At 71.2% G+C, this 22150-nt stretch carries 24 protein-coding genes; 9 read left to right on the forward strand and 15 right to left on the reverse strand.

Annotation, left to right across the window (positions count from 1 at the left end; all coding sequences use genetic code 11):
- Window positions 1–5 precede the first annotated feature (5 nt).
- The 5 genes from ppsA to BLT25_RS14800 all read left to right on the forward strand — a co-directional run bounded on the left by ppsA (window position 6) and on the right by BLT25_RS14800 (window position 7411).
- Entirely contained in the window at window positions 6–2360 is a 2355-nt protein-coding gene (gene ppsA, locus BLT25_RS14780) for a phosphoenolpyruvate synthase (protein ID WP_091047208.1), read from the forward strand.
- A gap of 3 nt (window positions 2361–2363) precedes the next feature.
- Window positions 2364–5003, forward strand: coding sequence for a bifunctional acetate--CoA ligase family protein/GNAT family N-acetyltransferase (locus tag BLT25_RS14785; RefSeq protein ID WP_091047211.1), 2640 nt, complete (start codon window positions 2364–2366; stop codon window positions 5001–5003).
- 97 nt (window positions 5004–5100) lie between these two features.
- Entirely contained in the window at window positions 5101–6072 is a 972-nt protein-coding gene (locus tag BLT25_RS14790) for a universal stress protein (protein ID WP_091047212.1), read from the forward strand.
- A 14-nt stretch (window positions 6073–6086) separates the two neighbouring features.
- Window positions 6087–6503 (forward strand): pyridoxamine 5'-phosphate oxidase family protein, encoded by a 417-nt coding sequence (locus BLT25_RS14795; protein ID WP_091047215.1) that lies wholly within the window; start codon window positions 6087–6089, stop codon window positions 6501–6503.
- 17 nt (window positions 6504–6520) lie between these two features.
- Window positions 6521–7411 (forward strand): universal stress protein, encoded by an 891-nt coding sequence (locus BLT25_RS14800; protein WP_091047216.1) that lies wholly within the window; start codon window positions 6521–6523, stop codon window positions 7409–7411.
- A 33-nt stretch (window positions 7412–7444) separates the two neighbouring features.
- Here the strand turns inward: BLT25_RS14800 and BLT25_RS14805 are convergent, their stop codons facing one another.
- The 9 genes from BLT25_RS14805 to BLT25_RS14845 all read right to left on the reverse strand — a co-directional run bounded on the left by BLT25_RS14805 (window position 7445) and on the right by BLT25_RS14845 (window position 14448).
- Window positions 7445–8587: an NAD(P)/FAD-dependent oxidoreductase gene (locus BLT25_RS14805; protein WP_091047219.1), complete on the reverse strand. Its 1143-nt coding sequence runs from the start codon at window positions 8585–8587 to the stop codon at window positions 7445–7447.
- 2 nt (window positions 8588–8589) lie between these two features.
- Window positions 8590–8784, reverse strand: a complete 195-nt coding sequence (locus BLT25_RS14810) for a ferredoxin (protein WP_091047221.1) — start codon at window positions 8782–8784, stop codon at window positions 8590–8592.
- Complete coding sequence (locus tag BLT25_RS30625; RefSeq protein WP_091047223.1) at window positions 8781–10193, reverse strand: fatty acid desaturase; 1413 nt, start codon at window positions 10191–10193, stop codon at window positions 8781–8783. Before BLT25_RS30625 ends, BLT25_RS14810 begins: the two co-directional genes overlap by 4 nt.
- Before the next feature lie 124 nt (window positions 10194–10317).
- Window positions 10318–11508 carry a helix-turn-helix domain-containing protein gene (locus BLT25_RS14820; RefSeq protein WP_091047226.1) on the reverse strand — a complete coding sequence of 397 codons (1191 nt, stop codon included), beginning with the start codon at window positions 11506–11508 and terminating at the stop codon, window positions 10318–10320.
- A gap of 54 nt (window positions 11509–11562) precedes the next feature.
- Entirely contained in the window at window positions 11563–12078 is a 516-nt protein-coding gene (locus BLT25_RS14825; protein ID WP_091047229.1) for a GNAT family N-acetyltransferase, read from the reverse strand.
- A 167-nt stretch (window positions 12079–12245) separates the two neighbouring features.
- A complete protein-coding gene (locus BLT25_RS14830) occupies window positions 12246–12683 on the reverse strand; it encodes a DoxX family protein (protein ID WP_091047232.1) in 438 nt (145 codons plus the stop codon).
- A gap of 30 nt (window positions 12684–12713) precedes the next feature.
- Window positions 12714–13340 (reverse strand): alpha/beta hydrolase, encoded by a 627-nt coding sequence (locus tag BLT25_RS14835; protein ID WP_091047234.1) that lies wholly within the window; start codon window positions 13338–13340, stop codon window positions 12714–12716.
- Complete coding sequence (locus tag BLT25_RS14840) at window positions 13337–13846, reverse strand: VOC family protein (RefSeq protein ID WP_091047237.1); 510 nt, start codon at window positions 13844–13846, stop codon at window positions 13337–13339. Before BLT25_RS14840 ends, BLT25_RS14835 begins: the two co-directional genes overlap by 4 nt.
- 26 nt (window positions 13847–13872) lie before the next feature.
- Window positions 13873–14448, reverse strand: coding sequence for an NADPH-dependent F420 reductase (locus BLT25_RS14845; protein ID WP_091047238.1), 576 nt, complete (start codon window positions 14446–14448; stop codon window positions 13873–13875).
- A 109-nt stretch (window positions 14449–14557) separates the two neighbouring features.
- Between BLT25_RS14845 and BLT25_RS14850 the strand changes: the two genes are divergently transcribed.
- The gene (locus BLT25_RS14850; RefSeq protein ID WP_091047241.1) at window positions 14558–15049 is read left to right on the forward strand and encodes a MarR family winged helix-turn-helix transcriptional regulator; all 492 of its coding nucleotides are present in this window, start codon (window positions 14558–14560) and stop codon (window positions 15047–15049) included.
- Here the strand turns inward: BLT25_RS14850 and BLT25_RS14855 are convergent.
- Complete coding sequence (locus BLT25_RS14855) at window positions 15046–15642, reverse strand: TetR/AcrR family transcriptional regulator (RefSeq protein ID WP_091047244.1); 597 nt, start codon at window positions 15640–15642, stop codon at window positions 15046–15048. The two genes, BLT25_RS14850 and BLT25_RS14855, sit on opposite strands and share 4 nt — an antisense overlap.
- 61 nt (window positions 15643–15703) lie before the next feature.
- Here BLT25_RS14855 and BLT25_RS14860 point away from each other — a divergent pair, with 61 nt between their 5' ends.
- Window positions 15704–16969: an oxygenase MpaB family protein gene (locus BLT25_RS14860; protein ID WP_091047246.1), complete on the forward strand. Its 1266-nt coding sequence runs from the start codon at window positions 15704–15706 to the stop codon at window positions 16967–16969.
- Window positions 16970–16972: 3 nt separating this feature from the next.
- Here the strand turns inward: BLT25_RS14860 and BLT25_RS14865 are convergent, their stop codons facing one another.
- The 4 genes from BLT25_RS14865 to BLT25_RS14880 are packed head-to-tail and all read right to left on the reverse strand — an operon-like array spanning window position 16973 to window position 19903.
- Window positions 16973–17554 (reverse strand): TetR/AcrR family transcriptional regulator, encoded by a 582-nt coding sequence (locus BLT25_RS14865; RefSeq protein ID WP_091047662.1) that lies wholly within the window; start codon window positions 17552–17554, stop codon window positions 16973–16975.
- A gap of 29 nt (window positions 17555–17583) precedes the next feature.
- The gene (locus BLT25_RS14870) at window positions 17584–18051 is read right to left on the reverse strand and encodes a GNAT family N-acetyltransferase (protein WP_091047249.1); all 468 of its coding nucleotides are present in this window, start codon (window positions 18049–18051) and stop codon (window positions 17584–17586) included.
- Window positions 18048–18497, reverse strand: a complete 450-nt coding sequence (locus tag BLT25_RS14875; RefSeq protein ID WP_091047250.1) for a hypothetical protein — start codon at window positions 18495–18497, stop codon at window positions 18048–18050. Before BLT25_RS14875 ends, BLT25_RS14870 begins: the two co-directional genes overlap by 4 nt.
- Window positions 18494–19903 (reverse strand): MFS transporter, encoded by a 1410-nt coding sequence (locus BLT25_RS14880; RefSeq protein ID WP_091047253.1) that lies wholly within the window; start codon window positions 19901–19903, stop codon window positions 18494–18496. Before BLT25_RS14880 ends, BLT25_RS14875 begins: the two co-directional genes overlap by 4 nt.
- A gap of 158 nt (window positions 19904–20061) precedes the next feature.
- Here BLT25_RS14880 and BLT25_RS14885 point away from each other — a divergent pair, with 158 nt between their 5' ends.
- Window positions 20062–20274 (forward strand): dodecin, encoded by a 213-nt coding sequence (locus BLT25_RS14885; RefSeq protein ID WP_091047255.1) that lies wholly within the window; start codon window positions 20062–20064, stop codon window positions 20272–20274.
- Window positions 20275–20298: 24 nt separating this feature from the next.
- On the opposite strand, the gene BLT25_RS14890 is transcribed toward BLT25_RS14885, so the two are convergent.
- Window positions 20299–20751 carry an Lrp/AsnC family transcriptional regulator gene (locus BLT25_RS14890; protein WP_256328610.1) on the reverse strand — a complete coding sequence of 151 codons (453 nt, stop codon included), beginning with the start codon at window positions 20749–20751 and terminating at the stop codon, window positions 20299–20301.
- Window positions 20752–20904: 153 nt separating this feature from the next.
- On the opposite strand from BLT25_RS14890, the gene BLT25_RS14895 reads away from it, so the two are divergent.
- Window positions 20905–22122, forward strand: a complete 1218-nt coding sequence (locus BLT25_RS14895) for a trans-sulfuration enzyme family protein (RefSeq protein WP_091047260.1) — start codon at window positions 20905–20907, stop codon at window positions 22120–22122.
- Window positions 22123–22150 lie beyond the last annotated feature (28 nt).

A 22150-nucleotide genomic window follows, 5' to 3' on the forward strand; every position in this document is an offset into this window, starting at 1 on the left:
GGATCATGAGCCACCTGCGTACCTTCGCCGAGATCGGCATCGACGACGTTCCCCTCGTCGGCGGCAAGAACGCCTCTCTGGGTGAGATGTATCGACGCCTCCGAGATCGCGATATCCGGGTGCCGGACGGGTTTGCCGTCACGGCCGACGGCTATCGCCACTTCCTGGGTGAGTCGGGGATCGGCTCCTCGCTGGTGACGGTCTTCGCCGATCTCGACGTCGATGACCGCAAGAACCTCGCCGAGCGGTCGGCCCGGGCGCGGGGTCTGCTGCTCGACGGGGAGCTTCCCCGGGACCTGGCCGAGGAGATCGTGGCGGGCTACCAGGCGCTGCAGCAGGAGTACGGCCATGACGTCGCGCTCGCCGTCCGCTCCTCGGCGACCGCCGAGGACCTGCCGGACGCGAGCTTCGCCGGACAGCACGAGACGTTCCTCCACGTCCAGGATGAGGAGGCGCTGCTCGACGCCGTACGCCGCTGCTTCGCCTCTCTCTTCACCGACCGGGCAGTGGACTACCGCGCCCGGCACGGCTACGACCAGCTCTCGGTGGCGCTCTCGGTCGGGGTGATGAAGATGGTGCGGTCAGACCTCGCCTGCTCGGGAGTCACTTTCACGCTCGACACGGAGTCGGGATTCAGGGACGTCGTGTTCGTGACCGGTTCCTACGGCCTGGGGGAGAACGTCGTCCAGGGCCTGGTCGAGCCGGACGAGTTCTACGTGCACAAGCCGACCTACGCCGCCGGCCACCGCGCCGTGCTGAGCCGACACCTCGGCAGCAAGGCGGTGCGCATGGTCCTGGGGGAGACCGAGCCGGTGCGGGAGGAGCCCACCCCGCCGCGCGACCGCGGCCGCTTCTGCCTCTCCGACGAGGAGGTGCTCGAGCTGGCCGGCTCGGCCATGACCATCGAACGCCACTACGGCAGACCCATGGACATCGAATGGGCCAAGGACGGCACCGACGGGCTGCTGTACGTCGTCCAGGCGCGGCCCGAGACGGTCGCCGCCAGGAGACGGCCGGCAGCGACGACCCGCTATGTGGTCGAGGCACACGGCGACCTGCTCACGACCGGCCGCGCGGTCGGTGCCAAGGTCGCGGCCGGACCGGCGCGGATCGTCCGCGGCGCCGGGGAGGACGAAGGCTTCATGCCCGGCGACGTGTTGGTGGCACCCAGCACCAGCCCCGACTGGGAGCCGCTGATGAAGATCGCCTCCGCGGTCGTCACCGAGCACGGCGGCCGCACCTGCCACGCCGCGATCGTCGCCCGCGAGCTCGGCATCCCGGCCGTGGTCGGCACCGGAGACGCCACCCGCACGATCACCGACGACGAGTTGGTCACGGTCTCCTGCGCCGAGGGGGACGACGGCCGTGTCTACCGCGGCCGGGCGGACTTCCGCACGATCGAGGTCGCCGGCGACATGACCGCGCGCCCACGTACGCATGTCATGCTCAATCTCGGCAACCCCGGGATCGCGTTCGAGTCCTCCTTCCTGCCCAACGACGGGGTCGGGCTGGCACGGATGGAGTTCGTCCTCGCCGAGCACGTCCGCGTGCACCCGATCGCCGCGCTCCACCCCGAGCGCATCGCCGACGCCCGCCAACGGGCCGAGGTCGAGCGCCTCGTCGGCGGCGACGGCGCGGCGTACGTCGTCGAGAGACTCGCCGAGGGGATCGGCACGATCGCGGCCGCGTTCCACCCCAAGCCCGTCGTCGTTCGGCTCTCCGACTTCAAGACCAACGAGTACGCGGCACTTCTCGGCGGCGCGGCCTTCGAGCCGGCCGAGGCCAACCCGATGCTCGGCTTCCGGGGTGCCGCCCGCTACGCCCACCCCGCCTACACCGAGGGCTTCGCCCTCGAGTGCGCCGCGCTGCGCCGGGTGCGCGAGACGATGGGCCTGGAGAACGTCGTCGTCATGGTGCCGTTCGTACGTCGGCTCGACGAGGCCGACCGCGTGCTGGCCCGGATGGCCGAGCTCGGGCTGCGCCGCGGCGAGCACGGGCTGAAGGTCTACGCGATGTGCGAGATCCCGGCCAACGTCATCCTCGTCGACGACTTCGCGCAGAGGTTCGACGGGTTCTCGATCGGCAGCAACGACCTGACGCAGCTGACCCTCGGGGTCGACCGGGACAGCGAGCTGGTCGACTTCGACTACGACGAGCGTGACCCGGCGGTGCAGAGGATGATCCGCCTGGCAGTCGAGGGCTGTCGCCGCAACGGCATCCACTCCGGCATCTGCGGCCAGGCCCCCTCAGACCACCCGGAGGTCGTCCGTGCGCTGGTCGGGCTGGGGATCGACTCGATCAGCGTCACCCCGGACTCGGTCCTCGCCGTCACCCGGACGGTCCTGGCCGCGGAGGGCTGAGCCGTGGCCGGCGACGTGCTGCTCCGCGACGGCACCATCGCCCACGTCCGCGATGTCGACGTCAACGACCGCGACGCCCTGATCGCACTCCACGAAGGTCTCTCCGACCGTGGGCGCTATCTGCGGTTCTTCCACCTCGGCCGCACCGACGCCTCCCGTTTCGTCGACGACCTGATGTCGGCACTGACCGCGGGGGAGGCGGTCGCCGAGGTGGCGATCGTCGAGGACCGAGCCGTCGCCCTCGCCAGCGGACTGGGCGTGCGCGACAGCGAGGCCGAGCTGGCGGTCGTCGTCGCCGACCGCTACACCGGGCGCGGTCTGGAGACCCTGGTGCTCGAGCACCTGGCGCTGGCCGCGCGTCGGGCCGGCGTCTCCACGTTCGTGGCCCACGTCCTGGCCCAGGACGCCTCCGCTTTCGACGTCCTGCGGCACTCCGGCTTCGTGCTCGCCTCGACCCCGCACCGCGAGACCGTGGAGGTGCGGATCCCGGTCTGGCCGATCGAGGGTGTGATCGCAGCGGCGACTGCGCGGGAGATGAGTGCCGACGCCTCCTCCGTCCGGGCGTTGCTGAGGCCACAGTCGGTGGCGGTGGTCGGAGCCAGCAGGCGGGAGAACCATCCGGGACACCTGGTCGTGCAGAACCTGCTGCAGGCGGGTTTCACCGGGAGCATCTACCCCGTCAACCCGCACTGCGAGACGGTGCTCGGCCTGGCGTGTGCCTCCTCGGTCCGCGAGATCGCCGAGGTGGTCGACCTGGCAGTGATCGCGGTGCCCACCGTCGAGGTCCTCGGGGTGGTCCGCGAGTGCGCCCGAAGCGGCGTCCGAGACCTGGTGATCCTCGCCGACGGCTTCGCCGAGTCCGGCCCGGAGGGAGCCAGGTTGCAGGACGAGGTGCTGGCCGCGGCCCGGTCCGCGAACATGCGCCTGGTCGGCCCCAACTGTCTGGGCATCGCCAACACCGACCCGGACGTACGCCTGGACGCGACCTTCTCCGCCACGCCGTTGCACCGCGGCCGGATCGCGATGATGGCCCAGTCGGGTGCCGTCGGCATCGCCGCGCTGCGCCGAGCCGCGGACCTCGGTGTCGGCCTGTCGTGCTTCATCTCGGCGGGGAACAAGGCCGACGTGAGCGGCAACGACCTGCTCATGTACGCGGCCGAGGACGACGCCACCGAGGTGGTCGCGCTCTGTCTGGAGTCCTTCGGCAACCCGCGAAAGTTCTCCCGCGTCGCCCGGTTGCTGTCTCGCCGCAAGCCGATCGTCGCGCTGATCGGGGGGAGCGGCGGTGCCGCGGCCTTCGACGTCGAGGTCGATGCGCTCTTCCGGCAGTGCGGTGTGATCCGCGCCGAGGGGCTGGAGCAGCTGCTGCAGACCTCGAGCGTCCTGGCCAACCAGCCTCTGCCGCTCGGGGGCCGGGTCGGCATCGTGAGCAACGCCGGCGGTCCCGCGGTCCTGGCTGCCGACGCCTGCCTGGTGGAGGGGCTGCGTCCGGCGACGTTGAGCGAATCGCTGCTCGCCCGGATCCGGGAGATCGTCCCGGGGGCCCCGTCGGTACAGAACCCGGTCGACCTCGGCTCCGCGGTCACCTCCGAGGCGTACGCCGAGGTGCTGGCCGCGCTCGGGCACAGCGGCGAGGTGGACATGCTGATCGCCCTGCACACCCCGCTGCCCGCGCTCAGCGACGCCGGGTTCGAGCGGGCGGTGCGAACGGGGTGCCGGGGACTCGACTCGACCGGGCAGGGACAGCAGGTCCCGGTGGCCACGGTCGCAGTGATGCTCGGGCGCATCGGCGCCACCAGGCCGGTCAGCGCAGGTCGACATCGGGTGCCGATGTTCTGGTTCCCCGAGGACGCCGCCCGGGCGCTCGCCCCCATCGCTCGCCATGCCGAATGGCGGGCCAGGCCACCCGGTCGGCCGGGCTCCGTCGACGGTACGGACCGAGCCGCAGCCAGGGCGGTCGTGCGGCAGGTCCTTGCGGGCTCGCCGATCAGCCGGCGGCTCTCACCGGCCGAGGTCGGGCGGCTGTTGGGGGCGTACGGGATCGAGGTGGTGCCGGGCGCACAGGTGGACGGGGTGGACGACGCGGTCAAGGCTGCCGGTCGGCTGGGCTACCCGGTCGCGCTGAAGCTCGCCGACCCGGACATCGTCCATCGCACCGATCTGGGTGGGGTACGCCTCGACATCACCGACCCCGACCGTGCTCGTGCGGCGGCCCGCGAGCTGCTGGAGATCTCGACGGAGCGGCCGGGCCTCCTGGTGCAGCGCCAGGTCCGGCCGGGACCCGAGCTGGTCGTGGGTGTCACCCAGGACCAGGTGTTCGGGCCGCTGGTGATGTGCGGCTACGGCGGGGTGGCGACCGAGCTGATCGGCGACCGGTCCTACCGGCTGGCGCCGCTGAGCGACACCGATGCCGCCTCGGCGCTCAGGGAGCTGCGGACCGCACCGCTGCTCTTCGGGCACCGGGGCGCCCCTGCTGCCGACGTGGCAGCCGTGGAGAACCTGTTGCTCAGCATCGGCCGTCTCGCCGACGACCTGCCACAGGTCGCCGAGGTCGAGCTCGATCCCGTCATCGTCCACGAGCGCGGCCTGTCGATCGTCGATGCGAAGGTCCTGATCACCCCTGGCCACCAGAGCATCGGCTGAGCGGCCGCGACGGTGCCGGTCCTGAACGACCAAAGGCCTTCGGTTCGGGCCGACGGTCCCTGTCCGCCGATCACCGCGCTCCCCGAGTCTTGAAGTCATGAGCGAGAGCAGGGATCTGATCCTGGCAGGGGTCGACGGCACCGATGGCGGACTGGCCGCCGCTCGCTACGCCGCCACGGAGGCGGCCCGGGCAGGCATCGCGCTGCACCTGGTCTACGTGGTCGACCCGTACGCACCTCCGCTGCCGACCTGGCCGCCGGCACCCACGGACCCGGACTCGAGGATGGGCAAGCTGGGGCGATCGATCCTTGCCGAGGCGGAGGACGCCGTCGCGGACAGCGGCGCGGTCGTGAGCACCTACCTGCTGCTCGGCCGCCCGGCGTCGGTGCTGGTCCAGGCCGCCGCCAAGGCGCGACTGCTCGTGCTCGGTGACCAGCGACGTAACACGTTCGACCGGCTCATCACCTCCTCGATCCTCGGCCCGGTCGCGGCTCACTCGGCTGTGCCGATGGTCGTCGTCCCCTCCGCCTGGCGGGGAGACGACGGTCCCCGCAACATCGTCGTCGGCGTCCAGGAAGCCACCACCTCCGTCACGCTGGTACGCCGCGGGCTGGAGGTGGCGGCTGCGCGCGGGGCCCGACTACGGCTGCTGCACGCCTGGCACTCGTTCGGTGCCTACCAGGACTACCTCACCGTCGGGAGCGAGGAGCAGGCATGGACCGACCGGGCCGAGCGCGAGCTCAGCGCGGCCCTCGAGGCCGCCCGAAACGCCTCGGACCCGTCCACCGCCCGGGTGGATGCCCGGGTGGAGGTGGTGCACGCGCAGGCGGCGTACGCCCTGGTGGAGGCGTCCCGGCACGCCGGGCTGCTGATCCTGGGCCGGGGACGGCACCTCCTCGGCCTGGGACAGCTGGGCGGCACCTCCCGGGCGGTGCTTCGGGAGAGCAGCTGCCCGGTCGAGATCAACACACACGTGGCCCCGGCGTTCGAGGGGGGCGCCGGGGCCGCCGAGGCCACCGAGGGCCTCGGCACGACAGCCGACGAGCCGGCCCGTTCCGGACGCCCGTGACGAAGGAGCAGAGGATGTACCTGGCAGCACGATGGTTCCCGGGACACCTGACCACGATCGACCGGGACGAATGCCTGCAGCTGCTGCAGCGCAGCGAGGTCGGACGGGTCGCCTTCAGCGACTCCGAGGGACCGATCGTCCTACCGGTCAACCACGTCATGGTCGGCGAGCGGATCGTGTTTCGCACCGCCCCGCGCACGGCCCTCGCGGACCACGTCGGCGCCGGACAGGTCTCGTACCAGATCGACGAGTTCGACTCCTACACCTCCTCGGGCTGGAGCGTGCTGGCTCGGGGGACCGCGGAGTTCGTCGACGGCGTCTGGCTGGCCGCGCACGACCTCGAGCCGGAGCCGTGGGCCGACGGCCGGCGGACGCTGTTCGTCTGCATCACCCCCAGCCAGATCACCGGCCGGCGCGTCGTGCCGGTCTGAGGTGTCGAGGAGTCGAGATGACGTACGAAGCCATCATCCCTGTAGGCGCCGTCCTGGTCGGCGTCGAGAGCTGGCCGGCGGCGGCCGAGAGCGTGTCCTGGGCGGCCGAGCAGGCGTTCCGGGACGGCCGCGATGTGTGTCTGCTCCATGTGGTGTCCGCGACGACGCTGGACACCCCGCCCGGGTTCCGGGCGGGCGGTCCCTCGGAGCCCGAGCAGGATCATGCGGCGAGCGTGCTGGAGAGTGTGAGGAACTACGCCGAGCTTCGCCTCGACGAGCTCTCCAGAGCCACGACGTTCGTCGGCCACCGGCGTCCTGCGGTGAGCGTCGTGCTGGAGGTCGGATCGGCGGCCCGTGGGCTGGACGAAGCCTCGAGGCACGCGTCGATGCTCGTGCTCGGGTCGCGTGGGAGAGGGACGATCCGCAGCCGCATCCTCGGCTCGGTCAGCAGGTCCACCGTCAAGGACGCACGGTGTCCGGTGGTCGTGCTGCGTCCGGGTGGGGGAGCCGTGGGCCGGGGTGTGCTCGTCGGTATCGACGGGACCGTCGACTCGGCTCCCGCCCTGGAGTTCGGCTTCGCCCAGGCAGCGCTGCGGAACCTGCCGGTCACCGTGCTGTACTGCTACCGCCTCCACGGCGCCGACCGTCGCGACGAGTATCGGCTGCTGGCCGCGGAGTGCGTGGCAGGACTTCGAGAGCGCTATCCGGACCTGCATCCACGCCTGCGGGTCGAGTCCGGAAGCCTGACGCACGCGCTGGCGGAGCAGTCCCAGACCATGCACATGGTCGTGGTCGGCGGGAACGGAGGCGTGGCCAGCCACCTCCTGGACCACGCGCACAGCGTCGTCGCCGTGGTTCCCTCAGCCCTCTCCCACGCCGATACCTCGCCTCCGGCGACCGCCGTGTGAGCGCGGGACGACGCCGCGGCGCTCGGTGCGGGCTCAGCGCCGGCCGGCCAGCGCGCGCCGGAGCCTGGCGATCGGGCCTGGGCTGTCGATGCCGACCGCGCCCACCTCGCTGCCGTCTCGCCGGTAGAGGATGAACCCGTCCTCGCGCTCCTCCTCCTCGGCCGCCGTGGTCTCGCCGACGACCTGGATCCGGCGACCGTGCCAGGTCGACCAGGCGAACGGGACGGAGGCGAAGACATCGCCTGCTCCGGCGGCGTTCGCCCCGGCGACCCGACCCTGCTCGCCGGCAGCGGTCCAGTGCTCGCTGCGCTCGCCGTCGACGCACGCCACGTCACCCGCGGCCCAGACCCCGGGCGCGCCGGTGGCGAGCCGGCGGTCGCAGAGGACTCCACCGGTACGGTCGTCCAGCGCGACTCCGCTCCCGGCGAGCCACGCGGTGGCCGGACGGGCGCCGATGCCCAGGACCACGGCATCGGCGGCCAGGGTCTCACCGGTGCTCAGCTCGACCTTCTCGACGCCGCGGTCCGAGGTGCGTACGCCGGAGACGGTGGTCCGGGTGAGCAGCCTGACGCCGGCGTCGGCATGCAGCTGCATCAGCCGCGCGGCCCCCAGCGGGCCGACCGCGCGCTCCAGCGGGCGGCCGCTCGCCTCGACGACGGTGACCTCGATGCCGCGGGCACGGGCGGCCGAGGCGATCTCGGAGCCGATGAACCCGGCCCCGACGACCACCACGTGGCGCGCACGGGCCAGCGAGACCCGCACGGCCAGTGCGTCGTCGTAGCGACGGAGCACGTGCACGCTGGGCAGCGCGGTCAGCCCCGGCAGGGTCCTCGCGGTGCTGCCGGTGGCGATCACGAGCGCGTCGTAGCCCAGGTCTCCGGCGCTGGTGGTCACCGTGCGGCGCTCGGTGTCGAGGCCGTGGGCCATCACCCCGGAGAGGTGCTGCACCCGCAGCTCCTCGAGCACCTCGCTCGAGCGCAGTACCGGCACGCCGGGCTCCTCCTCGCTGGAGAGGGCCGCCTTCGACAGCGGTGGTCTGTCGTAGGGCGGGTGGGGCTCGTCGCCGACGATCGTGATCGGCCCCGACCAGCCGGCCCCGCGCGCGCCCTCGACGGCGCGGAGTCCGGCCAGCCCGGCGCCGACGACCAGGAGATGACGGTTCTGGAAGGACGACATGCTCAGCCCTGGAGCCGGAGGGCGGAGACCGGGCAGGAGTCGACGGCGGCCCGGACGTACCCGCGGTCGGACTCGGGCACCTCGTCGACGAGTACCTCGACGAGGCCGTCGTCGCCTATCTGGAAGTAGGTGTCGGCCTGGGTCTCGCACATGCCGATGCCCTCGCACACCGTCTTGTCCGCTTCGATGACACTCACAGCACGGACTCCTTCAGCGGGACGAAGTCGACCTTCTCGCGTACGCCGCAGTCCGGGCAGCACCAGTCGTCGGGGATGTCTCGCCAGGCGGTGCCGGCCGCGAAGCCCTCGAGCTCGTTGCCGACGGCGACCTCGTAGACGTAGCCGCAGCCCGGGCACCGCCCCGCGGCGACCTCGTCGTCGAAGGTCTGCCGGGTCACGTCGGTCTTCACGGTCTCGTCGTCCGCCGGCTCGGCGGGCGGCGGGAACGCGGCGAGCAGCTTCTCGAGCCGCGCGGGACGTACGTTGGCCAGCCGTACGTCGCCGTCGAAGTGCGCGACCACGCGCTTGTCCATCACCCGGCGCCACAGCGGCGGGACCAGGGCCAGCACGATCATCCCGGCGTAGCCGGTCGGCAGTGCCGGGGACTCCCGGTAGTCACGCAGGGTCTGGTAGCGCCGGGTCGGGTTGGCATGGTGGTCGCTGTGCCGCTGGAGGTGGTAGAGGAGCACGTTGGTGGCGATGTTGTTGGAGTTCCACGAGTGCATCGGCAGCACCCGCTCGTAGCGTCCCGAGGTGGTCTTCTGCCGCCGCATCCCGTAGTGCTCCAGGTAGTTGACGACCTCCAGCAGGGAGAACCCGATGACCGCCTGGAGGACGAGGTAGGGCAGGATCCCGACGCCCAGCCAGAGCGTCATGGCGGTCCACAGGGCCACGCTCATCAGCCAGGCGTTGAGGACGTCGTTGCCGAGATGGAACGGGTGGGTGCCCTTGCGCCGGTAGCGCTTGGCCTCCAGACCCCAGGCGCTCTTCAGCGACCCGAGCACCGTGCGGAACCAGAACCCGTAGAGGTTCTCGCCCATCCGGGAGGAGGCCGGGTCCTCGGGAGTCGCGACGCGTACGTGGTGGCCGCGGTTGTGCTCGATGTAGAAGTGGCCGTAGAAGCTCTGCGCCAGGGCGATCTTGGACAGCCAGCGCTCGTGGCTCTCCTTCTTGTGGCCGAGCTCGTGGGCGGTGTTGATGCCGATGCCGCCGATGAACCCGATGGTGAGGGCCAGGCCGATCTTGTTCACGAGCGGCCAGTCCTGGGTCGCGATCAGGTACATCGCGAAGGCGAACCCGGCGTACTGGATCGGGAGGAACGCGAAGGTGATGTAGCGGTAGTACCTGTCCGCCTCGAGCTCCTCGATGACGTCGTCGGGCGGGTTGGAGCGGTCCAGGCCCGTCGCGAAGTCGATGGCCGGGACGAGGATGAGGACCACGATCGGACCCGTCCACAGGAACACACCCCAGCCGGTCAGGGCGTAGCCACCGACCGCGATGAAGGCGAAGGAGGGGACCACGAGCCCGAGGAGCCACAGATAGCGCTTCCTGTCCCGCCACCTCTCGGTGGAGCCCCTGTCGACGGTGCCGCTGGCGTCGAGTGTCATCTGCTGCCTCCTGTGAGGTCGGTTACGTCTCCTGTCAGAATGGACGTACGCAGCAGGGAAGTCTCTGGGCGATCAGGCCGAATCGGTCACGGATAACTGTGCATATTCACAGTCGCCGTCACAGTCACGGCCGCAGGAACGCGTCGTGGTAGTCGAGCGCCAGCAGCAGGTCACCGGCCCGCTCGCGCAGCGGGTGGCCCAAGAGCCCTTCGGCCTGGGTGATGCGGTAGCGGATGGTGTTCTTGTGGATGCCGAGCCGCTCGGCGAGCCGGTCCGCGGTCTCGGCGGAGGTGAGCACCTCCCGCACGGTCTCACGCAGCCGGTCGTGGTGGGCCTCGGCCAGGCCGCGCAGCGTCGACCGGGTGAACCGCTCGGCGGCAGCCGGATCGTGCGCGACGAGCACCAGCGCGGCGACGTCGCCGTAGGCGGTCACCGGCTCCTGGCACCCCGGAGCCAGCGCCACCCGTTGGGCCGCCCGGGCGTCGCGGTGCGCGGCGACGAAGCCGTCGAGGCCGCCTCCGCCGACACCGACGGTGACCCGGACGGCGGTGGGATCGATGCCGGTCTCGTCGATGGTGTCGGGCAGCTCGCCCAGGGCGAGCCAGGCCCACACCTCCCGGCCGCCGGGGCGCACCAGGACGGACCGGGGGTGGGCCGCGCGGCGGGCGACGGCGCTGATCGCGGGCTCGAGCTGCTCGATGGCGTCGGCGGTGAGCGCGTGCGCGACCAGCGCGACATGACCGGGGATCCCGACCGGGTGGCCGTCGAGGGCGGCGGACAGCTCGGCGGGTGAGACGCTGCGGTCGCCCAGCGCCTGCGAGACCACCTCGAAGCGGCGGGCGTCGCCACGCTGCCTGATCCGGTCCGTCTCGGTCTGGTGCAGCAGCACCGACTGCTCGACCGAGGAGCCGAACCACGCGGTCGCCTTCGTCCAGAACCAGACCAGCAGGCCCGCGCGGTCGAGGTCGCTCGGCGCCTCCTCGACGACCTGCACGGCGAAGTCCCAGCTCGCCTCCTGCGCCCGCTGGTAGATCTTGAGCAGCAGCGGGAGACCGAGATGGCGCCGCGCGATCTCCAGCGCCACGGTGCGCGCGGTGGGCACCAGCTCGAAGGATCCTTCCGGCTGGGTGAGGCGGTCCAGGAAGGCGTACCAGTGCTCTTCGACGGCCGCCAGCAGCAGCGGACGGAGATCGGCCAGGTCGACCTCGCCGTCCGCCAGGATCGCGTCGGCTGTCGAGGCCGCCCAGCGGGCCACCTCCTCGGGCCGGCGCTGTTCGGCGGCGAACGCCGTCACCCAGGCATCGAGCTCGGTCATCGCCTCCCCCTCTCTCGACGTGCCGGCCCGGGGCAGTTTACAAAGCCGCGGGGCTCAGATCTCCATCCGGAGAAGCGCACCGGGCCAGGGCTCGGGCTGCCCGGTGTCGACCGTGAAGTGCTTCTCGAGGACGAACCCGAATCCTTCGTACGTCCGGATGAGCGCCTGGTCGTCGCCGGCATAGCAGTCGAGTCTCATCTGCGTCGCACGCCGCTGCCGTGCTATCTCGACGGCGTCCTCGACCAGCATCCGGCCGATGCCGGAACCGCTTCGGGCTCGGTCCGTGACGAGCAGCTGCAGGTAGAGCTCGGGGACCGGTGCGGGATCGACGTACGGCAGAGGCTGGTCGGCCAGGACGCAGACTCCGACGACCTGCCCGTCCTCTTCGGCTATGCGGGCGGTGCGCTCGGAGAGCATCGTCCGGATCTGCTCGACCCTGGCCTCGATGGCGGAGAACGGAACCTCGCCCCACTGCCCGGTGCGGCCCTGCGAGGCGAGCCAGGCGACGGCGGCGTCGAGAAGGTCCAGGGCGTCTGGGAGGTCGCTGACCGACCCGGGTCTGACGTGCATGGACGCAACGTTGGCAGGGCTGGGTACGCCTGTCGAACACTTTCCGCAGCGGGGTCGCGCTCGAGGTCCGTGAGCGTCACGCACGACCGTCACCGGATCCGCCGTGCCTCCGCGTCGCGGCGAGTGCGCGAGGGTGGGGGCACGGCGGAGGTGGCACCGTGTGAGCCTCAGGCCTCGGCCCGGGCCTTCCCACCGATGGCGTGGTCGATGCTGGCGCGGCCCGGGCCGGCCACGGCCAGCGCGATCGCGATGGCGGAGACGACCGCGACCAGCTCCCAGCCGCCCTGGTCGACGAACACGCCGGCCCCGCGGTGGGCGAACCAGAACGCGCCGATCATGTCGACGATGACCAGGGCGGCGGCCACCGGCGTCAGCAGACCCAGCACGAGCAGCACGCCGCCGGCGAGCTCCACGAGTGCGGCGAAGGTCGCGGCCGCCTGAGCGACCGGGACACCCATCGCCTCGAAGGACTGCGCGGTCCCGTCGAGCGTGTAGGTGGCGAACTTCTGCCAGCCGTGGGCGATGAGCACGGTCCCGACGAGGAGCCGGGCGGCGAGCAGACCCAGGTCAGTGGCGGGAGCGGGGAGCGATCGTCCGAGTTTCATATGTTCCTTCTCTTGGTGTGCAGGGGGTGTTCAGCTGGGGCGTACGCGGGCGGCGACCCAGGAGGCGAGCTCGTCGAGCGCGGCCGCGGTGATGTCGTGCCCGCCGGGGTCCCGGTGCGCCACCGTCGGGGCACCCGACTCCTCGACCAGGTAGCGCCAGGTTCGTTCCAGCAGCTCGCGCGGGATGACCTGGTCGGCCTCGCCCTGGGCGACCATGACCGGCAGGTCCACCAGGCGATCGGCCTCGACCGGGACACCGGCGTCGAAGGGAAGCGTGCCGTACAGGATGGCGGCGCCGGCGAAGCGTCCAGGCTCCTGAAGGGCGAGCCCGCCGGCGAACGCGGCGCCGCCGCTGAACCCGACGAGGACGACCGGACGACCCTGCGGCGCGACGCTGTCGAGCCACTCCCGGAACCAGCCCATGGTCGCCGTCAGGGATTCGGCGACGGGGCGGCCGATCCCGCGGTTGGCGAACCAGGCGTACCCGCCGCCTTCGGCGATCGGGGCTCGCACGGCCACATAGGCCGGGCCGGCGGGAAGACGCTGGGCGAGCTCGATGATCTCGTGCTCGTGCGACCCGCGGCCGTGGAGCAGGACCACCAGGGGAGCGCCGGGGTCGGTGCTGCCGTGGTTCGCGGTGTGCACCGGGGTGCTCATCGCTCCTCCGGCCGGTTCAGCTCGGCGGCCGTACGGACCCCGCTCCAGCGGGCGACGTCCTTGGCCAGGTCGAGCCGGTCGACGGGAGCGGCGTTCTCGAAGTCGCCCCAGTCGGCTCGCGGCAGCATCCACATCACCTCGAACTCGTTGCCGTCGGGGTCGGAGCCGTAGACGCTCTTGGTGGCGCCGTGGCTGGACTCGCCGGTGAAGGCCTCGAGCTCGGCCAGCGTCATCCGGGCCTGCTCGAGCTCGTCGATCGTGTCGACCTGCCAGGCGAGGTGGTAGAGGCCGAGGGACCCGCGCGGCCGCGGCGGCTGCGGCCCGACCCCGAACAGGCCGAGGTCGTGGTGGTTGCCGGACAGGGGCAGCCGCATGAAGGCGGCGTTGGCACGCGGCTCGCGCGCCATGACCGTCATGCCGAAGGCTGCCTCGTAGAACGCGATGCTGCGTTCGAGGTCGGAGACGAACAGGACGGCGTGGTTGAGACGTACCGGGCTGACGGTCATCGTGGGACTCCTCCTGGGACGCGCGATCAGGCGACGACGCCGAAGCCGCCGGTCCAGGAGACCTGCTCGGCCGCGGCCAGGGAGATCTGCAGGAAGCCGAGCGCCTCGAGCTCGCGAGCCCGCTTGAGCGCGCCGGCGTCGATGGGCCGCAGGCCGGCGGAGGTGACGACCTCGGCCAGGGTCGCCTTGGCGTCGGCGTCGTCGCCGGCGATCTGGACGGCGGTGGTCAGGTCACCGACCGTGCCGGTGGCCAGGGTCGAGGCGAAGGTGGTGTTGAAGGCCTTCAGAACGCGCGAGTCCGGCAGCGCCGCGGCGATCTCCGCGGTGGCAGAGCTGTCGGCGGGGACGGTGAGGGAGTCGAAGGTCTCGAAGTTCACCGGGTTGGTGATGTCGACGACGATCTTGCCGGCGAGGTCGGCGCCGCGCTGCGAGACGAGCTCGCTCAGCGCGGGGTAGGGGACGGCGAGCACGACGACGTCGCCGGTTGCGGAGGTGGCGGCGTCTGCCTTGCCGAGCAGCTGGACCGAGTGCCCGCCGCGGCCGGCGAGCGCCGCGATGGCCTGGCCCATGTTGCCGGTGCCGATGATCGAGATGTCTGTCATGTCGGATTCTCCTCGGATGAAAGGTTGTTGCTACAACAAAACTCTCACGAAAAGGTTGTAGCGTCAAGTTTTTGGTTGTAGTGACAAGCAGCCGAGCTAAAATGGGCACGTGGACGATGTCTGGTTGGATGAGGACGAGATGGCGGCCTGGCTGCGCCTGATCGCCATCGTGGAGCTGCTGCCGGGGGTGCTCGACACCCAGCTGCGCCGTGATGCCGGCCTGAGCCACTTCGAATACTTCGTCCTGGCCATGCTGTCCGAGGCGGATGACCGCACGCTGCGGATGACCGCTCTGGCCCACCGCACCAACTCGACCCTGGCGCGGCTGTCCCACGTGGTGCGGCGCCTCGAGGAGCGGGGGCTGGTGGAGCGGTTCCCGTGCCCGGAGGACGCGCGGGCGACGAACGCGCGGCTCACCGGCGCCGGCTGGGACGCGGTCGTCGCGGCCGCGCCCGGCCATGTCGCGAACGTACGCGGCAACGTGATCGACGGGCTGACCGCGGAGCAGGTCCGGCAGCTGAGGCAGGTCGGGGACGCCCTGCTCGCCCGTCTCGACCCGAAGGGAAAGATGACCGCGCTGTATCGCCCGGAGGATTCCTAGGGCGTCTGGCCCAGGTAGCCGGCGGTGAGCGCCACCATCTCCTCCAGCACGGCCTCGCGCGGGTAGGGCGGTCGGTCGAGCACCCAGCGCAGCGCGATGTTCTCCATCGCCACCACCAGCACCCATGCGGTGAGCTGTGGGTCGGGGCGGGTCCTCGCGACCGATCCGGCGTGCAGATAGGCGGCCGTGAGGTCGCGTACGCGGGTGACCAGGGCCGCGTGGCGATCTCGGTTGCGGGAGGCGGGGAGCTCTTCGATCAGGACGCGCAGCAGGGTCGGATCCTGCTCCAGTCCCGCGAGCAGTGCGTCGGCGACCGACCGGATCGCCGGTATGCCGGTGCTGGTCGCCTGCAGCGCCAGCGCCGAGGCGGTGCGCTCGGAGACGTCGTCCCAGTAGCGGCTGATCACGATGTCGAGGATCGAGGCCTTGTCGGAGAAGTACTGGTAGAGCGAACCGGGGCTGATGCCGGCGGCGGCCGCGACGCGGTTGGTCGAGAACGTCTCGTAGCCGTCCTCGACCAGCACCTGGCGCCCGGCTTCCAGGATGCGCTCGACAGTCGCCTTCGAACGGGCCTGGGTGGGTGTCTTGCGCATGCCTCTACGTTAGGCAGAACGCGAATTGAAAGCGAGCTCCTGCTCGCATCACGCTGGAGGTGTGACCACTCTCGCGCAGGGCACCCAACCCACCGGATTCCCGACACGTTTTCGCGAAGGCGAGGCGCGCGGGCGCCGTCTCGGCCGGCCGTTGCGCCTCCTGGGCCGCATCGACGAGGTCGACGAGGACCTGATGGAGCGGATCGGGCGGGCGTTCGGCGAGCGGGACGAGCCCGGAGCGCGGCTGGCGGAGGCGATCCGGATGCGAGCCGGGACGACGGGCAAGGTCACGATGACCCAGCTGCGTACGGCCCTGGAGCACGGTGTCGCGGGGGTCAAGGATCCGCCTCCGGCGCTCGCCGACTTCTTCGCCCAGGTCGAGGCCACGCCTGGCTGGGTCGACTGGGACCTCGTCGACGAGGGCGGCCGCGTGTTCGCGCGACTCGGCCAGAACGCGGCCGACGTCCTCCTGCAGCTCTCGCTCATCAGCGGCTACCGGTTCGGCGGCCCGCCGGACCTGCTCGTAGCCACCGGCGGCCTGACCGGCAGCACCACCCGGAGGCGCCTGGGGGAGACCCAGCACTGGGCGGTGAGCCTGCGTACGCCTGGCGGGCTGCGGCCGCCGGGGCCGGGATCGGGCTCGAGCTCGGGGGAGGCGTGGCGGCTCACCGTCCACGTACGAGCCATGCATGCACTGGTCAACGCCGGGTTCGAGCAGAGGTGGGACACCGGCCGGTGGGGCCTGCCGATCAACCAGGCCGACCAGGCGGCCACGCTGGGCCTGTTCGACGGCGTACTCATCATCGGGTGCCGGGCGCTGGGAGTTCCGGTCTCCAGGCGGGACGCCCGGGCGCTGATGCATCTGTGGAAGTACGTCGGCTGGCTGATGGGCGTCGAGGAGGACTTCCTCGTCGACGACGAGTGGGAGCGGCACCGGATCAACTATCACGTGCTGCTCTCGCAGGCGGAGATCTCCGAGGCCGGTCCGCAGCTGGCGCAGGCGGCGGTCGAGGTCCAGCGCGATCGCAGCTATCCGGGCTGGCCGGGTCCCTTGCAGCGGGTGCGCGGCTGGTACGAGACCGAGCGGCTCCTCTCGATGCTGACCGTCTTCCTCGGGGTCACCTCGATGCGCGAGCTCGGTCTTCCGACGAGACCCCCGTGGGCGCACGCCTACCTGCTGCCGCTGAACGTGGTCAGGTATCGGGTCCTCGGCCGGACCGCGAAGGGCCGAGCCCGCCTGGAGAGACGAGGTGCCCGCAACGCCGACTCGCTGCTGGCCAGCTACTTCGGCCGTGAGCGCGCGGCGGTCGGCAATCTGCCGGAGTGAGCGTCAGTGGCGGGTGGCACCGGGCGGGGTGAGGGCGGCCTGGAGGGTGCCGTCGATGAGGGTCGCCGCGTCGGCCGCCTTGATCTCGCCCCGATAGACGGCGCCGGAGGCCGCGTGGAGGACGCTCTGGAGCAGGGTCAGCTGCCACCCGAGCGGCTGGTCGTCGCGGAAGCTGCCGTCGCCGCGACCGCGTTCCATGAGCGGCTTCCAGCGGTCGATCAGCCCGAGGTGGACCGCCTGGAACTGCTCGTGGGGCATGCTCTGCTCGGCCGCGACGATCAGCGCGCCGTACTGCTGGGTGAGGCGCCACGACGCCTCGAGCAGCCGGCTGAGGGCGGCACGTGGGTCGCCGTCGAGATCGACCGCTCCGAGCGCCTCGTCGGACTGCTGGATCGCGCGTTCGGCGACCTGGGTCACGAGGATGGCCCGGGACTCGAAGTGGCCGTAGAGCGTGACCCGGCCGACGCCGGCCGCCTTGGCGATGTCGGCGACGCTGACGTCGGGATCGCGGGCGAGGCAGGCGGTGGCCGCGTCCATGATCGACTCGATGTTCTTACGTGCGTCGGCGCGCTTGAGGGTCGTCACGGCCTGAACCTCCCACGAGATGTTGAACATCATTGTACAGGTTGGGCGGCCCTGCTCCACGCACACATCACCTTCGCCCGGACGGCGGCGCCGAGGCGTCGGTAGAACCGGATCGCGGCGTCGTTGTCGGGTTGTACGCCCCAGGTGATCGTCAGGCCGCCGGAGCGTCTGGCGAGCTCGGTCATGAGCAGCCGGCCGACGCCGGCGTCGCGATGGCCTGGGCGGACGTAGAGGTCGTCGAGCGCGACGATGTCGCTGCCCGACCACAGGTGCAGGCGGCGTACGGAGGAGACGTAGCCGACCGGCTGCCGGTCGATCTCGGCGAGCAGGACGGTGATGTCGGGGCGCCCGAGGTGGCCGGCCCACTGCTCGGCGGTCACGGTGACCGAGTCGGACTGGGCCTGGTGGGCCGCGATCTCCTTGACGAGCCTCAGCACGGTCTCGGCGTCGTCCGGGGTGGCCTCGCGTACGACGAGGTCGGGGCGGGTGGATGTCATGCCGGCTCCTGGTCGGTGGAGGTATGGGGGTGGTGTGCGTGGGCGTGGCTGCCGCAGTACTCGCCGGGGCGCGCGAGCATCGCGGCGAGCATGAGGAGCAGCATGAGTACGTGGCCGAGCAGCATCAGGCCGTCGGCGTCGATGGCCCCGAGCCAGAGGAACGGGAAGAGGACCACGAAGCCTGCGTACATCGCGGCCGACATCTCCACGACCGGCCTCCAGGCGTGGCCGCGCAAGCGCATCCAGGCGGCCATCGGGATCACCATCGTGGTGGCCATGACCAGCGACTCGACGTCGGTGCGATGGACCCAGGCGTCCGCCGGCTGGTTGCCGGTGGCGAGCATCCAGAGCGGGTAGAGCACCATCATCCCGACGACCATCGCGACGATCATCTGGAGGTAGTGGAGCGCGAAGGTGAGCCTGGGCGATCTCGGAGTCTTCGTCATGACGCGGTCTCCTGGTGGGTCGTGGTGGGGGTCGGTCCGGGGATCAGTGCCCCGGCGAGGACGGCGGCGAGCGCGGCGATGACGGCCGCGACCAGATAGGCCCTCTCGAAGCCGTCGGTGGTGCCTTCGACGAGGCTGGCGGCGGCGACGCCGGACATCACCGCGGCGCCGAGCGAGGCGCCGAGCTCGTGGAAGGTGCTCAGGATCCCGGAGGCCACGCCTGCGAGCTGCGGCTCGACCTGGCTCAGCGCCGTCGCGGCCGCGACCACGAAGAGGACGCCGAGGCCGGCGGAGCCGACGCTGACCGCGACCACGGTGGACGCCGTGCTCATGCTGATCGCGGGTACGACGAGCCCGGCCGCGGCGACGAGGAGCCCGACGACGCCGAGGGTGCGAGCGCCGACGCGGCCGATGAGGCGGCCGGCCAGCTGCGCACCCACCATGGTCGCGGCGGCGACGGGCAGGAACAGCAGCCCGGTCGTGAGCGGCCCGTGCCCGGCGGCGCTCTGCAGGTAGAACGTGCCGAGGAAGAAGACCGCCACCATCAGCCCGGTCGCGACGAACAGCACGAACGTGCCGGACAGGACCGGTCGCCGCGTGAGCAGCGCCGGGTCGATGAGGGGATGAGGCGTACGTCGCAACCAGCCGGCCAGGACGGCGTACCCGAGGAGCCCGGCGAGGACGAGCACGACGGTGCGGCTCGAGGCCCAGCCCTCGTCGCCGGCCTCGATGAAGCCGAGGATCAGCAGCCCGGTGGAGGCGGTGACGATCAGAGCGCCGACGAGGTCGAGACGTACGTCGCCTCCCCAGGCGGGCAGCGGCGGGAGCAGACGGGCCAGGAGGACTGCCACGACGACGCCGACGGGCACGTTGATCAGGAACACCCACTCCCAACCCGGCCCGGCGGTCAGGGCACCGCCCAGAAGCACGCCGATCGCCGCCCCTCCGGCGCCCAGCGCCGACCAGATCCCGAGCGCGCGGTTGCGCTCCTCGCCGTCGAAGAGCCGGACCACGATCGAGAGGGCAGCGGGGGAGAGCATCGCCGCCCCGACCCCCTGTGCGACCCGCCCGCCGATCGCCAGCTCCGCGCTGGTGGCGAGGCCGGTGGCCAGCGAGGCCGCGGTGAACGTCGCGAGCCCGGCGAGCACCACGGGCTTCGGGCCGAACAGGTCGGCAGCCCGGCCGCCGAGCAGCATCAACCCACCGAACGCGAGCGTGTACGCACTCACCACCCAGGTCAGCGCATCGCGCCCCAGGCCGAGGCCGGCGCCCATGTGCGGCAGCGCGATCGCCACCACGGTGACGTCGAGGATCAGCATGAACTGCGCCAGGCCCAGCAGCCCGAGCAGCCGCCATCGGCGCGGACCGGCGGACTGGTCGACGGTTTCGTTGCTTTCTGAAGTCATGGCGCTCCTCCTCGAGCACAAGTCGAACACTGATGTACGAGATGCTAACTCGAACATCGGTGTACGACAACGGCATTTCCTGGGAGGGCACCTCTTGCACGGTCGCGACGTCGCGCTCATGGTGGGTAGAGCGAGCATCGAGAGAAGGGGCCAGGAGCATGTCTTCACACACCTACCGCGTCACCGAGATCGTCGGGACCTCCGACGAAGGGCTCGAGCAGGCGATCCGCAACGGGGTCGGGCGAGCAAGCAAGACGCTTCGTCACCTGGACTGGTTCGAGGTCACCCAGATCCGCGGACACGTCGACGACAACGACATCCAGCACTTCCAGGTCGGGCTGAAGGTCGGCTTCCGGATGGAGGAGGAGTGACCGCGCTGCAGCGTTGAACGGGGGCTACGCGGGGTCGCGCGGCAGCACGCCCGGCCCCTCGCGCAGCTCGAAGACGAGCTGCGTCTCGGTCTGCCGTACGACCCGATGGACGGTGACGTGCTGCAGCACGAAGTCGCGCAGGGCCTCGGCGTCCTCGACGGCCACGTGGAGGTGGAAGTCGTCCGCGCCGGCGACGTGGAAGGCCTGGATCACGCCGTGGGTCGAGGCCAGCTCGTCGTACAGCTTCTCGACGTGCTCCTGGCTGTGGCTGCCGAGGCGCACCTTGATCACGGCCTGCAACGGGTAGCCCAGGGCGCGGACGTCGACGTCGAGGCGGCGGCCGGTGATGACGCCGTTGTCGCGCAAGGCGCGCAGCCGGTAGGCGCAGGTCGACTCGGCGAGACCGAGACGCGAGGCGAGGGCCTTGTTGGTGAGCTCGGGGTTGGCACCGAGCTCGCTCAGGATGCGGCGGTCCACGGAGTCGAGAGTGGTTGCGGAGGGTTGTTCTTTCGCCAACGGTTCCTACCTGGGTCTGGGGCCGAGTTGCTCGAAGATGTCAGTATCAGGGGTTCCTTGGGATCTTCGACAATCAATCTGGCTTGATCTTGTGGTTCCCGCCAGCATCGCCTCATGCCGATCGCGAACCCTCACCTCGACTCACTCGCCGTCCACGCCGGGCGGGACGACCTGGCGATGCTCGGCGTCCACGCCCTGCCGCTGGACCTGTCCTCGACCAACCCGCTGCCCGACATCGAGCGCGGGGGAGCGTCCTACGAGGCGATGGCGACCGGCGGCGAGCCGCTCCCGGACGGCGGGTACGTCTACCAGCGGCTGTGGAACCCCACCGTGGCGCGGTTCGAGTCGGCGCTGGCCCAGCTCGAGCAGGCCCAGACGTCGGTCGCCTACGCCTCGGGCATGGCGGCGATGACCGCGGCGATCATCGCGAGCACGTCCTTCAGCGGCAAGCGGCACGTCGTCGCCGTCAGGCCTCTCTACGGCGGTACGGACCACCTGCTCGCCTCCGGTCTGCTCGGTGTGGAGGTGACGTTCTGCGCCGAGCACGAGGTCGCCGCTTCCGTGCGTGCCGATACGGCGCTGGTGGTGCTGGAGACCCCGGCCAACCCGACCCTCGACCTCGTCGACATCGCCTCTGTCGTGGCGGTTGCCGGTGACGTACCGGTGCTCGTGGACAACACCTTCGCCACCCCGGTCCTGCAGAACCCGATCGAGCTGGGCGCGGCGATGTCGCTGCACAGCGCCACCAAGTACATCGGTGGCCACGGCGACGTCGTCGGTGGCGTGATCGCCTGCGACGAGGAGACCGCGGCGCTTCTTCGCCGGGTCCGTGCCGTTACGGGAGGCCTCCTGCACCCCCTCGGCGCCTACCTCCTTCACCGCGGCCTCGCCACCCTGCCGACCCGCATCCGCGCCCAGCAGGCCGCCGCCGTCGAGATCGCGGAGTGGCTGCGGTCGCACCGGGCCGTCGAGCAGATCTACTTTCCGGGGCTGGACGACGACCGGGGGCTGGTCGGGAAGCAGATGAGTGGTCCTGGTGCCATGATTGCGATCGCCCTGCGCGGCGGCTACGAAGCCGCCGCCCGCCTCACGTCGTCGGTCCAGCTCTTCACCCACGCCGTCTCCCTCGGCGGCGTCGACTCCCTCATCCAGCACCCCGCCGGCCTCACCCACCGCCCCGTCGCCGCCCACGCCAAGCCCTCCGCCAACCTCGTACGCCTCTCGATCGGCCTCGAGAGCCCCGAGGACCTCATCGCCGACCTCGACCACGCCCTCTCGGCCGCTTCCGTGCCCCCGGTCAAGCGGTCTCGACGCTCACCCGACTTCTCCTGAGCGACCTGGGAGGAGTCGCGGTCTCCGC

The sequence above is a fragment of the Nocardioides sp. YR527 genome (assembly GCF_900101045.1).
Classification (GTDB): Bacteria; Actinomycetota; Actinomycetes; order Propionibacteriales; family Nocardioidaceae; genus Nocardioides.

What these genes read in the sequence shown, in the direction of transcription:
- BLT25_RS14795 (WP_091047215.1), top strand. Translation starts at nt 6,087, where the DNA reads ATGTACCTGGCAGCACGATGGTTCCCGGGACACCTGACCACGATCGAC.
- BLT25_RS14885 (WP_091047255.1), top strand. Translation starts at nt 20,062, where the DNA reads ATGTCTTCACACACCTACCGCGTCACCGAGATCGTCGGGACCTCCGAC.
- BLT25_RS14830 (WP_091047232.1), bottom strand. Translation starts at nt 12,683, where the DNA reads ATGAAACTCGGACGATCGCTCCCCGCTCCCGCCACTGACCTGGGTCTG.
- BLT25_RS14840 (WP_091047237.1), bottom strand. Translation starts at nt 13,846, where the DNA reads ATGACCGTCAGCCCGGTACGTCTCAACCACGCCGTCCTGTTCGTCTCC.
- BLT25_RS14800 (WP_091047216.1), top strand. Translation starts at nt 6,521, where the DNA reads ATGACGTACGAAGCCATCATCCCTGTAGGCGCCGTCCTGGTCGGCGTC.
- BLT25_RS14870 (WP_091047249.1), bottom strand. Translation starts at nt 18,051, where the DNA reads ATGACATCCACCCGCCCCGACCTCGTCGTACGCGAGGCCACCCCGGAC.
- BLT25_RS30625 (WP_091047223.1), bottom strand. Translation starts at nt 10,193, where the DNA reads ATGACACTCGACGCCAGCGGCACCGTCGACAGGGGCTCCACCGAGAGG.
- BLT25_RS14895 (WP_091047260.1), top strand. Translation starts at nt 20,905, where the DNA reads ATGCCGATCGCGAACCCTCACCTCGACTCACTCGCCGTCCACGCCGGG.
- BLT25_RS14820 (WP_091047226.1), bottom strand. Translation starts at nt 11,508, where the DNA reads ATGACCGAGCTCGATGCCTGGGTGACGGCGTTCGCCGCCGAACAGCGC.
- BLT25_RS14875 (WP_091047250.1), bottom strand. Translation starts at nt 18,497, where the DNA reads ATGACGAAGACTCCGAGATCGCCCAGGCTCACCTTCGCGCTCCACTAC.
- BLT25_RS14805 (WP_091047219.1), bottom strand. Translation starts at nt 8,587, where the DNA reads ATGTCGTCCTTCCAGAACCGTCATCTCCTGGTCGTCGGCGCCGGGCTG.
- BLT25_RS14790 (WP_091047212.1), top strand. Translation starts at nt 5,101, where the DNA reads ATGAGCGAGAGCAGGGATCTGATCCTGGCAGGGGTCGACGGCACCGAT.
- BLT25_RS14845 (WP_091047238.1), bottom strand. Translation starts at nt 14,448, where the DNA reads ATGACAGACATCTCGATCATCGGCACCGGCAACATGGGCCAGGCCATC.
- BLT25_RS14855 (WP_091047244.1), bottom strand. Translation starts at nt 15,642, where the DNA reads ATGCGCAAGACACCCACCCAGGCCCGTTCGAAGGCGACTGTCGAGCGC.
- ppsA (WP_091047208.1), top strand. Translation starts at nt 6, where the DNA reads ATGAGCCACCTGCGTACCTTCGCCGAGATCGGCATCGACGACGTTCCC.
- BLT25_RS14825 (WP_091047229.1), bottom strand. Translation starts at nt 12,078, where the DNA reads ATGCACGTCAGACCCGGGTCGGTCAGCGACCTCCCAGACGCCCTGGAC.
- BLT25_RS14880 (WP_091047253.1), bottom strand. Translation starts at nt 19,903, where the DNA reads ATGACTTCAGAAAGCAACGAAACCGTCGACCAGTCCGCCGGTCCGCGC.
- BLT25_RS14835 (WP_091047234.1), bottom strand. Translation starts at nt 13,340, where the DNA reads ATGAGCACCCCGGTGCACACCGCGAACCACGGCAGCACCGACCCCGGC.